This is a genomic window from Pseudoalteromonas tetraodonis, from assembly GCF_002310835.1.
GTDB classification, from domain to species: Bacteria; Pseudomonadota; Gammaproteobacteria; order Enterobacterales; family Alteromonadaceae; genus Pseudoalteromonas; species Pseudoalteromonas tetraodonis.
Genome location: NZ_CP011041.1, coordinates 719294 through 733937 on the forward strand (window position 1 = coordinate 719294; position 14644 = coordinate 733937).

Consider the following 14644-nt stretch of genomic DNA (forward strand, 5'->3'; position numbering starts at 1 on the left):
CTAATGAGGGGTCGCTGGTAAATAATCAATAATTATCTACAATTCTTTCTATTTTAGGTATATGTTTAATACTACTAAGCTTTGAAATAATTAATAATATAAGACTTGCTGTAAAGTGTAGGTCATTAAGCAAAGGGATATTTATGTCTACAGAAAATGCCTTACTCACTATTTTAGTTGACAGAATTAACAACGACACACTGGTGTTACCTACGTTACCTGAGGTAGCGATTAAGGTTCGCCAAGCCGCAGATAACCCCGATGTTAATTTGATGCAAATGTCAGATGTGATAGCACATGATCCTGCATTGTCGGCGCGGATGATCAAAGTCGCAAATAGTGCAATTATGGGCCGAGCTGTAAAGGTGTCTAACTTGCACCAAGCCGTTACACGTATTGGGCTTAGGCAAATAAAAAATATTGCCACAGCCATGGCGATGGAGCAGTTATTTGTATCTAACAACGAGTTAATAAAAGGCTACATGGGAAAGGCGTGGCATAAAACGCTGCATGTGGCCTCGCACTCTATTTCATTAATGGAGTTTTACTTAAAAAGAAATACCCATACATCGCTAAATCGCGATGCCATTACATTAGCTTCATTAGTTTATAATATTGGGGTGTTACCCATTTTAACTGAAGCAGAGCGTCACCCTGAAGTGTTTGCAAGCCCCAGCTTTTTAGCCCATGCGATTCAACGTTTAAGTGGTAAAATTGGTGGTTCAATCATGAAAGCGTGGGAATTTCCTGATGTGTTTGTTGAGGTCGCGCAGCACTGGGCAGATGTGAATCATCGTACTGCTGAGGTGAGTTATATCGACTTCATTCGTGTTGGTGCAATCCTTGAGGGAACCTTACAAGTATCTGATAAGTCAGCAGCGCTGCAAACGTATATTGATAAAGGCATATTTTCTTCATTAGAAATGTTAGAGAGTGAAGAGTATTTGCATATGGTTGAAGACGTAAAAGAAATGTTTAGTTAATACCAATTTTATTAAAAACATGATTATTCTAGCGTATTAAATAATCCGCTACCTGCGTTAAAAATTATTTATATAGAACAACTATGTATCATAATTTTTGCCTTGTTATCGACTTATTTCTTTGTCGCTATAATAGATCACTAATTTAATGCAATTGGTATAACTTGTTTTTGAACAATAAAAAGCACGATTAATACCGTGCTTTTATTTTTAATACTATTTAATAAAGCTTTTACGCTAAATCGTCAGCATCACCTAAGCCCTGTGTAAGCTCTTCTAGCAATTGCTTAATTTCTTCAGATGCAAGAATAAAATCAGCATCTAGTTTAACCGCCATATCTTCTTTAGGAATATCGGCATTTTCTTCTTTAAGTGTTTCTGAATAGCTTAAACGTTTAATTGAGCCATCGTTTTGTAGCATAAATTTAACGCGCTCTTGCCAATCAAGGGCAAGCTTAGTAACGCGCTTACCACTTTCAAGGTGCGACTTCACTTCGTCACACGATAGGTCATGGCCTTTGAGTTTTACCTGAGCACCACTGTCATCAGCTTCTTCAAGTTCAGCGTCTGATCCAATTGCAAAGCCCTCTGGAGTACTAAAGTTAGTAAGCCAGTCAGTTAAAAATACGTCTAAATCATAATTAGCAAACGCAGGAACAACGGGTAATGTCCCTAATGATTTACGTAATAGAGCAAGTAGTTCCTCTGCTTTATTAAAGCTTGCACTATTAACTACCACCCACCCATTTTCTTGGTCTATAAAAGCAAACTGCAAGCTCGATTTTTTAAATGCTTGTGGCAATAAGGTGTGTAAGATGTTTTCTTTTAATTCATCTTTTTCTTTTTTCTTTACTGGGCGATTTTCTTCGGCTTCAATCTGATCAACTTTTTCTGCTACCAGCTCATTTATTACCGAGGCTGGTAATACTTTTTCTTCACGTTTAGCGCACACTAAAATACTTTTTTGTGAGAAATGAGACAGAGTTTCACCATGTTTACCAAATGCTTTTGTCCAACCAAATGTTGCCAACTCTTGGCCAGTACAAGGACGAAATAGATCTTGCTCTAATGCCTTATCAAAGTCTTCTTGTGTGTATGAAACGTCTTGTTTAAAGCGATAGCATATAAGGTTACTAAACCACATAGGGGAATGATCCATTTAAAAAATTTGTGCAATCATAGCAATAAAAGCCGCTTCTAGAAACGGCTGATTTAGCTTAATCGAGTTTAAAAAGTGGCAGGGGAGATGACATGTTTTTAGGGAACGAAATACGGTAGTGTAACCCTTGCCCAGGCTCACTACTTACTTCAATTTTACCATTGAGCGTTTGTTTTACTAGATTAAAAATAATATGAGCACCTAAGCCGCTGCCACCCTCATCACGCTTGGTGGTAAAAAATGGGTCAAATAAACGCTTTAGTTGAGCCGGTTTTAAACCTAAACCGTTATCTTGATAATTAATGATGAGGTCGTTTTCATCAGTATTCACATCTATGGTGATTTGGCCGCTGTTTATATTTTCAAAACCATGCACTAATGAGTTCATAATTAGGTTCGTAAATATTTGGCTAATGACTCCCGCAGGTAAGTTAATAATTAAATCATCTGGGCAATGTAGGCGAATGCTGTGAGATGTTTTTTTAATTTGTGGGTGCAAAGAGCGTATAACTTCGTTGATGTAGTCTTTAAAGTTAATTGTTCTTAGAGCTTCACTGGCCTGATCTACCGCAATTTGTTTAAAGCTGGTTATTAAATCTGAGGCACGTTCTAAGTTGTGAGAGAGCAGTTGAGCGCTTTGCGCTGCATCATTAATAAAGCCTTCTAAAGCCGCAGACGATAATGATTTATTTTTATACGCAGTTTCTATTTCGGTTAATCGCTCTTGTAAAAAAGAGGTGGCAGTAACGCCAATACCAATAGGGGTATTAATTTCATGAGTGATCCCCGCCACTAAGCCGCCTAATACCGCCATTTTTTCTGAGCCAACCAGTTGCTCTTGCGCAAAGCTTAATTCATCGAGCGAGCTTTGCAGCTGAGTTTGTTTGCTTAACAGTTCTTGTTCGGTTTGCTTTCGTAAATCGACTTCCTCTGTTAAAACTGCTTTTTGTCGCTCTAGTTCATATTTTTGTTGCTGTAGATCGATCATTGCTTGGCTTAAATTTGATGTTTTACGCGCAACATCCTGTTCAAGTTGTAAGTTTTGTTGATCCAGTTTTTGATTGCTTTCAATTAGGTCATGCTGAGTTTGTTTTAACTCTTTTTTATACTCAACAACCTTCGAAATCAGATTGTTAAAAGAGCGTTCCATTACTTTAAGCTCGTTATTTTCATCGGTGACTATTTTAACCTGTTGACCATCAAGCTCTTCTAACTCAAGGTATTCAATTTGCTCGGTTAATTGAGTAAGGGGCTCGGTGAGTAACTTTCTAAATGCAATTAAAAATAAGATGATTAAAAAAGTTGTTTTAATCATGGCATTACCAATCAAAAAGTAGATAGAGAGCATAATGCGACTAAAAATTACATCGCGACTAGAAAATAAAGTAACATCGCCTACTTGCGTTGCTCGTCCTGAAAACTCAAAAATAAGTGGAAATGTATAGCCAAATAAACCGGCTTTGGTGTCCTCTACCATAACATCTTCTTGCACAAGTTGCTGACTGTAAAGATTGTGAATATTTAGTGCGCGGCCTAATTGAGAAATAATAGCGCCATTATCGTCACGAATAATAACCCCCTCAACCATAGGTATATCGAGTAACCCCTCTGCGGTTGTGGTGGTTTGCTTTATATTTAGCTCCCAAATTGCTCTGGTTAAACTTCTACCAAAGGTCTTTTGTAATGTGCCAAGTTCATCGCGTATGTAATCTTTAGTATTGACGTACTCTGCGAAAATTTGCCCGCAGGTCACCACAAAGGTCAGTATAAAATAAACTGATAAAACCCGAGTGAGTAACTTTGTTGAAAGACTTTTTTGCGGCATGGGAGGCTTATATTTCCTTAAATTATTCAACTGTTAATGTACGCTTATAAACATTAGTTAATAAATGATTAAAAATAAACATATATTTTATAATATTGCTATTTAGCGTTGTTAAATAAGCAATCATTCTGTTCTATATGTATTGGGTTTCTATTTGAGAACCGTTGGTTTGGATAGGCTGTTTTTTACTTGGAAATAGTTAATTTACTAATTTGTATTGTGCAATTAAGCATTTTATTGATAACGTTAATAAAAGTTACAATAAATAATCTGCTCGTTGCTAATTTGGTTATAATTTTGACTGTTGCGGATTGGGCAACCAACTAATTTTACAGTGGGTTTAGGTGTTTTGTATGAGTTTAATTAATGAGTCATTATGATGCGTTTTTCTATTTTAGTCTGTGATGATTCCACCGTTGCTCGCAAACAGGTAATGCGCTGTTTAAAAGAATGTATTGATGCCGATATTCAGCAAGCAACTAACGGTAAAGAGGCGTTGGAGCAATTGCGTCAAAGGCATTTCGATCTCCTGTGTCTTGATTTAACCATGCCTGAAGTTGATGGTATTGAAGTACTTGAGCAAATCAAAATTTCTAAAATAGAGTCTTATGTATTAGTGATCTCTGCTGATATCCAACAAAAAATGCAAGCACGTGTCGCGCAACTAGGCGCAATCGATTTTATTCATAAGCCAATTAATAAAACGCAACTGAGTACAGTTTTGCATAAGTTTGGCATTTATTAATAAAATTCATGATGAAAAAGACTGTTTTATCTGCTAATTTAGGGTTGACAGAATAGCCTGTGTTAAGGCAGTCTTAAGCTTATGAAAACATTTAGTCTTGTAACGACCATTATTATTACAACCACCATTCTTACTGGATAGTGGCATAGGTCGGTGCAACAAATTTAAAGGCCTGTGTTCACTTAGAACACAGGCCTTTTTTCGTTTTATGGAATGAGGAAACATAAAAAATGCGCGTATTAAAATTTGGCGGCTCATCGCTCGCTGATTTTGCCTGTTTAGAGCAAGTTGCTGCACTCGCTAAGGCACAATTAAAAGATGAAATGTTACTGGTACTGTCAGCCCCAGGTGGCATGACTGACTCGTTAGTTAATTTAGCTAGTACTGCAGAGCAGGGGCATGACTTTAGTGAACAATGGCATTCACTGACTAGCCGATGCAACACGCTTAAAGCGGCGGTAGAGGAAAAGCAAGGAGCAGTTAAAAACTGGCCTGACTTTAACGAACTTAAAAATAAGCTTGATGGTATTGCACTGATAAAGTGCTGCCCTGATAAGGTCAGAGCATTCATTATTAGCTTTGGTGAGCGTGTTAGCGTATCGCTAATGCAAAGCCTATTAGCCGATCATAACGCGCATTATTTACAAGCAACAGATTGTATTGTTTCAACCGGCGGATACATAGACGCAGAAGCGGATTTAGTGGCCAGTAAAGCACGTTTTCAAGCCGTGTTAAAAGAATCCCCTGCGACGGTTTATATTATGCCGGGCTTTACCGCAAGTAATGATGAAGGGGAGCTTACAACGCTTGGTCGTAATGGGTCTGACTACTCGGCGGCGATTGCTGCGGCGTGTTTAGAGGCGCAAGTGTGTCAAATTTGGACTGACGTTGATGGTGTATACAGCGCCGATCCGCGTTATATCAAAAAAGCCACTAAGGTTGATTTCCTGTCTTATAAAGAAGCGATGGAACTTTCTTATTTTGGCGCTAAAGTATTGCACCCTAAAACTATCCTACCGTGTGCAAAAGCAGGGGTGCCATGCGAAATTAAAAACACTCATAACCCAGATGCGCAAGGCTCACTAATTAGTAACGATACGGTATCTGATGAACCAGTAAAAGCACTCTCAAGCCTACAAAATTTAGCTATGCTGACAGTTTCAGGCCCAGGCATGAAAGGTAAAGTAGGCATGGCATCTAAAGTATTTAATGCATTGGCGCATGATAACGTGTCAATTGTACTCATTACCCAGTCATCATGTGAATTTAGCATTAGCTTTTGTGTACATGAAAGCGATTTAAATCTAGCGTTAAGTGCGTTGCAAGTAGCCTTTGACTTAGAGTCAAAAGCGGGGCTCATTGAGCCGGTAAATGTGCAACGTAATTTAGCAATAGTAACGTTAGTGGGCGATAACATGCGTGCCCATAAGGGGTTAGCGGCTAAGTTTTTTGCATCGCTTGCACAAGCGCAAGTAAACATTGTTGCCATAGCGCAAGATTCAACAGAAAGTGCTATTTCAGCCGTTATTGACGGTGAATTATGTAATGACGCGGTTAAAATTTGCCATGAAAACTTCTTTACTCATGTTCCTTCAATTGATGTGTTTTTATTGGGCTGTGGCTTAGTCGGCCAAGAGCTAATTAACCAACTTGAGCGTCAACAAGCATGGCTTGAAAAGCGTAATATTAAATTAAACCTATATGGTGTTGCCAACTCTCGTCAATTACACCTTGATGGTGAGGGGATTGCGTTTGATGATTGGCAGCAAAAACTGGCGCAGTCAGAGCAAGCGTTTGATTTAAAACTGGTCGAGCAATTTGTTAAGCAAAATCATTTAGTTAATCCAGTGCTAGTTGACTGTACTTCATCAGATGCCTTAGCTGCACAATATGTAGATTTTTTAAATGCAGGTTTTCATGTTGTGGCTGCCAATAAAAAAGCCACCACGAGTTCATATACGTATTACCAAGATTTAATTGCAGCAACACATAAAAATAATCGTAAGTTTTTATACGAAACTAACGTAGGTGCAGGTTTACCTGTAATCGATAACTTGCAATCGTTGTTTGGTGCAGGTGATGAGTTACTTGAGTTTAGTGGTATTTTATCAGGCTCGCTTTCATACATGTTTGGAGCACTAGAAGATGGTTTATCACTTTCTGAAGCAACAATTAAAGCCAAAGAAAGCGGGTTTACAGAGCCCGATCCGCGCGATGACTTATCGGGAACTGACGTAGCACGTAAATTACTGATCATTGCACGCGAAGCCGGTATGAAATTAGAGCTTAGCGATATTGAAGTGGAGTCGGTTTTACCGCCAGGTTTTGCCCAAGGTGACAATGTGGAGCAGTTTATGGCGAAATTACCTAGCTTAGATGCTGATTTTAACGACCGTGTTCAAAGTGCAGCAAGTGAAGGTAAAGTACTTCGATATGTAGGCACAATTAAAAATGGTCACTGTAAGGTCGGAATCGAAGCGGTGGATTCATCACATGCATTGAATGTTATTCGTGATGGTGAAAATGCGCTGGCTATTTTAAGCCAATACTACCAACCGCGTCCGTTTGTAATTCGTGGTTATGGGGCTGGCTCTGCAGTAACGGCTGCGGGTGTATTTGCAGACATATTAAAAACATTATCTCGCTAGGAGTCAGTCATGATTGAAGTATATGCTCCGGCGTCTATTGGTAATTTTGCCGTTGGCTTTGATGCGCTGGGCGCCGCACTTGCGCCCATTGATGGCGGTTTATTAGGTGATGTGGCGGTTGTTAGTGCCGCATCGAGTGATGAATTTATTTGTACTGGCGACTACGCACATAAGTTACCTAGTGATGCGCAAGAAAATTTAGCATATCAGTGTTTAGTGCACTTTAGAGCGCATGTTGCGCCTGATATGCCTGCGGTAAAGCTCGAACTTAGGAAAAATTTGCCGATTGGTTCGGGATTAGGCTCAAGTGCCTGCTCTGTGGTGGCGACATTTGCAGCACTGGATAAATTTGCCAAAACTAATTTAAGCCAAGTAGAGCTCATTGAGCTTATGGCAGATTTTGAAGCCGTTGTAAGTGGGGGGCGCCATTACGATAACATCACACCGTGTTATTTAGGCGGCTTACAGCTAACCGGTGATTTAATTCCTGATAAATCTATTGCTTTACCTGTTGATGAAAACTGGTATTACGTCGCCGCATTTCCGGGCTTTTCGCTCAATACCGCAAAAGCGCGCTCTGTTTTACCAAAAGAGCTAAGTATGCATGCCGGGGTTGAGTTTGCTCAGCGTTTATCGGCGTTTAGTAGCTTACTGTTAACAGGGCGTTTTGATGATGCATTAAGCATTATGAAAGACGAAATAGCAGAGCCATACCGTGCGCCACTTATAAGCGGCTTTAGTGATGCCAAAGCAAGCTTACCAGCACTGGGTGCTGAAGTTGTGAGTATTTCAGGCGCAGGGCCGACCTTGTTTAGTGTATGTAAAACGCTTGAAGCGGCAGAGCAATGCGCGCAGTGGCTAGAGGAAAATTACATCAACGAACAAGGCTTTTGCCATATTTGTAAATTAGATAACGACGGCACGCGTCAATTAAATGTTTTATAGGATAAAGAGTCATGCAATTACATAATTTAAAAGAATATTCACAAAAAGTGTCGTTTGTTGAAGCTGTAAAAACAGGACTAGGGCGTAATCAAGGTGTGTTTTTTCCAGAGTCGTTAGCGCCATTAAGTGATGTTGATGCATTACTAGATATGGACTTTGTTACTCGCAGCGGCAAAATTTTATCGCACCTTATTGGTGACGAGCTGCCAAGTGATACTGTTGCCCAGATGGTTAAGAATGCGTTTAACTTTCCGGTTAAGCTGGTGGAAGTTGAAGATAATACCTATTGCTTAGAGTTATTTCACGGCCCAACACTGGCATTTAAAGATTTTGGTGGCCGTTTTATGGCCGAGTGCTTGGCGCAATTTAATCAAGGTGAAAAAGTCACTATTTTAACTGCAACATCGGGTGATACCGGGGCTGCCGTAGCGCATGCTTTTTATAACAAACCAAATATTGATGTCGTTATTTTATACCCTAAAGGTAAAATTTCATTAGCGCAGCAAAAGTTATTTACAACGCTTGGTGACAACATTCACTGTTATGCGATTGAGGGTAGTTTTGATGATTGCCAAGAGTTGGTTAAAAAATCATTTTTAGATGAAGAGCTAAAATCGAAGTTAGGTTTAAACTCAGCAAATTCAATTAACATTAGCCGTTTAGTCGCGCAGGTATGTTATTACTTTGAAGCCATTGCACAGCTGCCAAAAGAAAAGCGTGCTACAGCGCATATTTCAGTACCGAGTGGTAACTTTGGTAATGTGTGTGCGGCTATGATTGGCGCGGTTATTGGTATGCCTGTAGGTAAACTAAGCGCGACTACAAACCAAAACGACACAGTACCGCGCTTTATGCTTGATAAAAATTGGACGCCTAATGCGACAATTGAATCGCTTTCAAATGCAATGGATGTGAGTAAACCTAATAACTGGCCACGTGTGCAATCAATGTTAGATAATAACTGGTTTAGTTATGATAACTTTTATTCGGTGAGTGTTGATGAACAGCAAACACAAACAGTGATGAAAAAAATTAAACAGCTTGGCTATATTGCAGAGCCTCACACCGCAATTGCTTACCAAGGTCTTGTAGAAAATAAGGCGGCAGATGCTGTGGGGATTTTTTTAGCGACTGCGCATCCGGCCAAATTTAAAGACAGCGTTGAGGATATCCTTAATGTTGAATTAGATATGCCAAAGCCGTTAGCTGATGCATTAGCAAAACCGTGTTTAGCCACTGATATGCACAACGATTATGATATTTTGCGTACAGAGTTGTTTAAAAAGCTTGCCTAAAAAAGGCAGATAATAAAAGCGGCTTAGGCCGCTTTTTTTGTTTGTTTATGCATCGCTTTAGACATAACGCATAAGCTATATAAATGTAGTAAATAAAATTCATTTAAAATTGTTATTAGTTTATAAAAAAATATCATCATCAAAATGCTGTGAAATAGTTTCAATCCCTGTTTAAATATCCTCAACTTAAGAGCGTAGGCAAAACGTCGTTTTAAGCGTACAATAAAGCCTCTAAAAAATACCCATACACGTTGCCCAGGAGACCCCAATGTTAGAACGTAGCATGAATATTTCGGACTTTGATCCAGAGTTATTTGACGCGATGAGCAAAGAAACATCACGTCAGGAAGAGCATATTGAGTTAATTGCATCTGAAAACTACTGTAGCCCACGCGTACTTGAAGCGCAGGGTTCTCAGCTGACTAACAAATACGCTGAAGGTTACCCGGGCAAACGTTACTACGGTGGCTGTGAGCACGTAGACGTGGTTGAGCAACTTGCTATTGACCGCGCAAATGAATTATTTGGTACAGATTACGCAAACGTACAGCCTCATGCCGGTTCACAAGCGAATGCTGCTGTTTTCCAAGCTCTTTTAAGCCCACTTGATACTGTATTAGGCATGAGCCTAGCGCACGGTGGTCATTTAACGCACGGCTCACACGTTAACTTCTCTGGTAAAACATACAACGCAATTCAGTATGGTCTTAACGAAGAAACTGGCGAAATTGATTACGCACAAGTTGAAGCGTTAGCACTTGAGCACAAACCAAAAATGATCATTGCTGGTTTTTCTGCATACTCAGGTATTGTTGATTGGGCTAAGTTCCGTGAAATTGCAGACAAAGTAGGTGCTTACTTATTTGTTGATATGGCGCACGTTGCAGGTTTAATTGCTGCGGGTGTTTACCCAAGCCCAGTGCCATTTGCTCACGTTGTAACAACCACAACACACAAAACATTAGCGGGTCCTCGCGGTGGTTTAATCATCTCTGCGTGTGGCGATGAAGAAATTTACAAAAAGCTAAACAGCGCTGTTTTCCCAGGTGGCCAAGGTGGTCCTTTATGTCATGTTATTGCTGCTAAAGCGGTCGCATTTAAAGAAGCACTTCAACCTGAGTTTAAAACATACCAAGCACAAGTTGTTAAAAATGCACAAGCAATGGTTGCGGTATTACAAGAGCGCGGCTACAAAGTAGTATCGGGTAAAACTGACAACCACTTATTCTTACTTGATTTAATCGACAAAGATATCACAGGTAAAGATGCAGATGCTGCCCTAGGTAATGCGAATATCACGGTTAACAAAAACTCAGTACCGAACGATCCACGTTCACCATTTGTTACCTCTGGTCTGCGTATTGGTTCACCAGCAATCACTCGTCGTGGCTTTAAAGAAGCTGAATCAAAAGAGTTAGCGGGCTGGATCTGTGATGTACTAGACAACATCGAAGATGAGTCAGTACAAGCGCAAGTAAAAGAAAAAGTGAAAGCAATTTGTGCAAAATTACCTGTTTACGCTTAATACAAGAGTAAAATAGTAATTTAGATCACAACTGCACACATTTTTGTTATGATAATGGCCGCTATGATAGCGGCCATTTTTTGTTTTTAAAACGGAAACACACAGTTATGCATTGCCCTTTTTGCACCGCCAAAGATACTAAAGTTATTGATTCTCGCCTTGTTGGTGGGGGACACCAAGTACGTAGACGTCGTGAATGTAATGAATGCCACGAACGATTTACCACCTTTGAAGGGGCTGAATTAGTGATGCCACGGGTCATCAAGCAAGATGGCAGCCGCGAACCGTTTAATGAAGATAAGTTACTAAATGGTTTAACTCGCGCCCTCGAAAAACGCCCCGTAAGCACTGAGCAAGTTGATGAAGTGGTTAATATTATTAAGTCGCAGTTACGTGCCACTGGCGAACGCGAGGTGTCTAGCCATTTGGTGGGTGAGTGCATTATGGAAGCGCTTAAAAAGTTAGATAAAGTGGCCTATGTAAGATTTGCCTCTGTGTATCGCTCGTTTGAAGATATACGCGAATTTGGTGAAGAAATAGCCCGCTTAGGGGAATAGTAATGACCAAGCAAAGTTCGTTTTCAGAGGATGATAAACGCTACATGGCCCGCGCTATTGAACTGGCAAAAAAAGGGCGCTTTACCACCACTCCTAATCCTAATGTTGGCTGCGTACTCGTAAAAAATAATAAAATAATAGGTGAAGGATTTCATCGGTTAGCGGGCCAAGGTCATGCAGAGGTAAACGCACTGGCTATGGCTGGCGAAAATGCAAAAGGCGCAACCGCTTATGTAACACTTGAGCCTTGCAGTCATTATGGTCGAACACCGCCATGTGCTGAAGGGCTAAAAGTAGCCGGTGTTAAAAAAGTGATTGCCGCAATGGTTGACAGCAACCCGCAAGTTGCAGGCAAAGGTCTGAAAATTTTAGCGGATGCTGGTATAGAAGTTGCTCACGGATTACTTGAAGCGCAAGCTCGCGCATTAAACCTTGGGTTTTTTAAGCGCATGGAGCAGGGGTTACCCTTTGTGACTTGCAAAATGGCCGCCAGTATTGATGGTAAAACGGCGCTTAAAAACGGCCAAAGTAAATGGATAACAGGCCCCGCTGCGCGCCAAGATGTGCAACTATACCGAGCACAAAGCTGTGCAATTTTAACCGGTGCCGATACGGTATTAATGGATGATGCAAAATTAAATGTGCGCCCAGAAGAGTTACCGTATTCTTTACCAACTGATTTACCACTGCGCCAACCGGTTCGCGTTGTTATTGACTCACAAAACAGACTTACCCCTGATCTTGCCTTATTTTCAATTCAAAGTGAGGTGATAATATTTACCACCAAGGTTGATAAATCGCATCAGTGGCCTCATTTTGTTAAACAGATTGAAGTACCTGAAAATAATAATAAAGTAGATTTACTGGCCGTGTTACACACGCTTGCCCAATTGCAGTTTAATAATGTGTGGCTAGAGGCCGGAGCGACACTGGCCGGTAAAATGACAGAACTTGATTTAATTGATGAGTTTGTTTTTTACATTGCTCCTAAATTAATGGGCAGCGATGCTAAAAGTTTACTAAATTTCCCAGAGTTAATGAGTATGCAAAATACCATTAATTTAACTTTTAATGAGTGTGTGCCAATTGGTGATGATTTACGTATCACAGCACTAAAAAAAGCTCATTAATCATTTTATATAAAGAGTAGCACTATGTTTACTGGAATAGTTGAAGCGACAGGTAAAATTGCGTTATTACAAAAAAAACAAGGTGATTTAGCTATTCGTATCCAAAGTAAAAACCTTGATATGAGTGATGTTAAGTTAGGTGACAGTATTGCAACCAATGGTGTATGCCTGACGGTTGTTGATAAGCATATTGATGGCTTTAGTGCAGACTTATCAAATGAAACGATTAGCTTAACAGGGTTTGCACATTACGCATTAGGGCAAACCGTTAATCTAGAAAAGGCGATGCAACCTGTTTCGCGCCTCGGTGGTCATTTAGTGTCTGGCCATGTAGATGGCATTGCCACTATCACAGCAATTAATGCCAATGCGCGAGCAACAGAATATTGGTTAGCCACCGATGAAAATTTAATGAAATACATTCCTTACAAAGGGTCGGTTTGTATTGATGGTATTAGCCTGACGGTTAATGCAGTTGAAGGTAATAAATTTAAACTGACGATTGTGCCCCACACCAGCGGGCAAACGACCATAGCTGATTTTCAAGTCGGTACCAAAGTGAATTTAGAGGTCGACCAAATAGCACGTTATTTAGAGCGCCTAGTCAGAGGGGCTGAGCAGCCTACGGGTTCAGATATTTCGATGAGCTTACTCGCTAAAGCGGGCTTTATAAAATAACGACATTGACAACTTATACGAGCAACTTATGAATTTAAACAGCGCACAAGAAATAATTGATGACATTAAAGCCGGTAAAATGGTTATTTTAATGGATGATGAAGACAGAGAAAATGAAGGCGATTTAATTATTGCTGCTGAACACATTAGTGCAGAAGCCATTAACTTTATGGCGACTCATGGCCGTGGACTAATTTGTTTAACGATGACTCAAGAGCGTTGCTCGCAGCTTGATTTACCATTAATGGTAAAAAATAATGGTGCCGCATTCTCAACTAATTTCACTATGTCGATTGAAGCATCAAAAGGGGTTACCACAGGTATTTCTGCAGCGGATCGTGCCCGCACTGTTCAAGCTGCCATCGCGAAAGGCGCTGTGCCAAGCGATATTGTACAACCAGGTCATATTTTTCCTATTATGGCGCAACCAGGCGGCGTGTTAACACGTGCAGGGCATACAGAAGCAGGGTGTGACTTAGCGCGTTTAGCAGGGCTTGAGCCATCATCAGTGATTGTAGAAATCCTAAATGAAGATGGCACCATGGCGCGTCGTCCTGATTTAGAAGTATTTGCTAAGCAACATGATATTAAAATTGGCACCATTGCTGATTTAATCGAGTACCGTAACCTAAACGAAACCACAATTGAGCAAGTTGCAAAATGTAAATTGCCAACTGAACATGGTGAGTTTGACTTAGTGACTTACAAAGACACTATTGATGGGCAGTTACACTATGCATTGCTTAAAGGTGAAATAAAACAACAAGAACCGACCTTAGTACGTGTGCATTTACAAAGTACCTTTAACGATATTTTACTCTCTGATCGCAATGCTGACCGTAGTTGGGGTTTATCGCAAGCAATGGCTTATATTGCTGAGCATAATGGCGCCTTAGTTATTTTAGGTAAGCAAGAAAGCACTGAAGAGTTAGAAGCCACAGTAAAAGCGTTTGCCGCAGCTGATGCGGGTGAAAATGTGACGCCACGTAAATTTCAAGGTACTTCGCGCACCGTAGGTGTGGGTTCGCAAATTCTGGCTGATTTAGGTATTCAAAAAATGCGTTTGATGAGTTTACCTAAAAAATACCATGCATTATCAGGGTTCCATTTAGAAGTGGTTGACTACGTAGAGCCACAATAATTACGCGCTAGGT

12 protein-coding genes are annotated in these 14644 nt (G+C 40.2%); 10 read left to right on the forward strand and 2 right to left on the reverse strand.

Features of this window, described 5'->3' with window-relative positions; genetic code table 11:
- Window positions 1–143: 143 nt before the first annotated feature.
- On the forward strand, window positions 144–983 hold the full coding sequence (locus tag PTET_RS03365; protein ID WP_024601554.1) for an HDOD domain-containing protein: 840 nt from the start codon (window positions 144–146) through the stop codon (window positions 981–983).
- A gap of 232 nt (window positions 984–1215) precedes the next feature.
- Here the strand turns inward: PTET_RS03365 and rdgC are convergent, their stop codons facing one another.
- Window positions 1216–2127: a recombination-associated protein RdgC gene (rdgC, locus tag PTET_RS03370; protein WP_008111993.1), complete on the reverse strand. Its 912-nt coding sequence runs from the start codon at window positions 2125–2127 to the stop codon at window positions 1216–1218.
- Window positions 2128–2200: 73 nt separating this feature from the next.
- Entirely contained in the window at window positions 2201–3967 is a 1767-nt protein-coding gene (locus tag PTET_RS03375) for an ATP-binding protein (protein WP_013464224.1), read from the reverse strand.
- A 376-nt stretch (window positions 3968–4343) separates the two neighbouring features.
- Between PTET_RS03375 and PTET_RS03380 the strand changes: the two genes are divergently transcribed.
- The 9 genes from PTET_RS03380 to ribBA all read left to right on the forward strand — a co-directional run bounded on the left by PTET_RS03380 (window position 4344) and on the right by ribBA (window position 14631).
- The gene (locus PTET_RS03380) at window positions 4344–4712 is read left to right on the forward strand and encodes a response regulator (protein WP_024601555.1); all 369 of its coding nucleotides are present in this window, start codon (window positions 4344–4346) and stop codon (window positions 4710–4712) included.
- A 230-nt stretch (window positions 4713–4942) separates the two neighbouring features.
- Complete coding sequence (gene thrA, locus PTET_RS03385) at window positions 4943–7360, forward strand: bifunctional aspartate kinase/homoserine dehydrogenase I (protein ID WP_096038197.1); 2418 nt, start codon at window positions 4943–4945, stop codon at window positions 7358–7360.
- A 9-nt stretch (window positions 7361–7369) separates the two neighbouring features.
- Complete coding sequence (gene thrB, locus PTET_RS03390) at window positions 7370–8305, forward strand: homoserine kinase (protein WP_096038198.1); 936 nt, start codon at window positions 7370–7372, stop codon at window positions 8303–8305.
- Window positions 8306–8316: 11 nt separating this feature from the next.
- Window positions 8317–9600: a threonine synthase gene (gene thrC / locus PTET_RS03395; protein ID WP_096038199.1), complete on the forward strand. Its 1284-nt coding sequence runs from the start codon at window positions 8317–8319 to the stop codon at window positions 9598–9600.
- Between the two features lie 268 nt (window positions 9601–9868).
- Window positions 9869–11125: a serine hydroxymethyltransferase gene (glyA, locus tag PTET_RS03400; protein ID WP_013464229.1), complete on the forward strand. Its 1257-nt coding sequence runs from the start codon at window positions 9869–9871 to the stop codon at window positions 11123–11125.
- A 107-nt stretch (window positions 11126–11232) separates the two neighbouring features.
- On the forward strand, window positions 11233–11682 hold the full coding sequence (gene nrdR, locus PTET_RS03405; protein WP_010390928.1) for a transcriptional regulator NrdR: 450 nt from the start codon (window positions 11233–11235) through the stop codon (window positions 11680–11682).
- A 2-nt stretch (window positions 11683–11684) separates the two neighbouring features.
- Window positions 11685–12812, forward strand: coding sequence for a bifunctional diaminohydroxyphosphoribosylaminopyrimidine deaminase/5-amino-6-(5-phosphoribosylamino)uracil reductase RibD (gene ribD / locus PTET_RS03410; protein WP_096038200.1), 1128 nt, complete (start codon window positions 11685–11687; stop codon window positions 12810–12812).
- A 24-nt stretch (window positions 12813–12836) separates the two neighbouring features.
- Window positions 12837–13490 carry a riboflavin synthase gene (locus tag PTET_RS03415; RefSeq protein WP_008110218.1) on the forward strand — a complete coding sequence of 218 codons (654 nt, stop codon included), beginning with the start codon at window positions 12837–12839 and terminating at the stop codon, window positions 13488–13490.
- Window positions 13491–13518: 28 nt separating this feature from the next.
- On the forward strand, window positions 13519–14631 hold the full coding sequence (gene ribBA, locus PTET_RS03420) for a bifunctional 3,4-dihydroxy-2-butanone-4-phosphate synthase/GTP cyclohydrolase II (RefSeq protein ID WP_013464232.1): 1113 nt from the start codon (window positions 13519–13521) through the stop codon (window positions 14629–14631).
- The last annotated feature ends 13 nt before the right edge of the window (window positions 14632–14644 follow it).

Bases quoted from the DNA above. Each gene is read 5' to 3' on its own strand.
- PTET_RS03365 (WP_024601554.1), top strand. From the start codon at position 144: ATGTCTACAGAAAATGCCTTACTCACTATTTTAGTTGACAGAATTAAC.
- rdgC (WP_008111993.1), bottom strand. From the start codon at position 2,127: ATGTGGTTTAGTAACCTTATATGCTATCGCTTTAAACAAGACGTTTCA.
- PTET_RS03375 (WP_013464224.1), bottom strand. From the start codon at position 3,967: ATGCCGCAAAAAAGTCTTTCAACAAAGTTACTCACTCGGGTTTTATCA.
- PTET_RS03380 (WP_024601555.1), top strand. From the start codon at position 4,344: ATGATGCGTTTTTCTATTTTAGTCTGTGATGATTCCACCGTTGCTCGC.
- thrA (WP_096038197.1), top strand. From the start codon at position 4,943: ATGCGCGTATTAAAATTTGGCGGCTCATCGCTCGCTGATTTTGCCTGT.
- thrB (WP_096038198.1), top strand. From the start codon at position 7,370: ATGATTGAAGTATATGCTCCGGCGTCTATTGGTAATTTTGCCGTTGGC.
- thrC (WP_096038199.1), top strand. From the start codon at position 8,317: ATGCAATTACATAATTTAAAAGAATATTCACAAAAAGTGTCGTTTGTT.
- glyA (WP_013464229.1), top strand. From the start codon at position 9,869: ATGTTAGAACGTAGCATGAATATTTCGGACTTTGATCCAGAGTTATTT.
- nrdR (WP_010390928.1), top strand. From the start codon at position 11,233: ATGCATTGCCCTTTTTGCACCGCCAAAGATACTAAAGTTATTGATTCT.
- ribD (WP_096038200.1), top strand. From the start codon at position 11,685: ATGACCAAGCAAAGTTCGTTTTCAGAGGATGATAAACGCTACATGGCC.
- PTET_RS03415 (WP_008110218.1), top strand. From the start codon at position 12,837: ATGTTTACTGGAATAGTTGAAGCGACAGGTAAAATTGCGTTATTACAA.
- ribBA (WP_013464232.1), top strand. From the start codon at position 13,519: ATGAATTTAAACAGCGCACAAGAAATAATTGATGACATTAAAGCCGGT.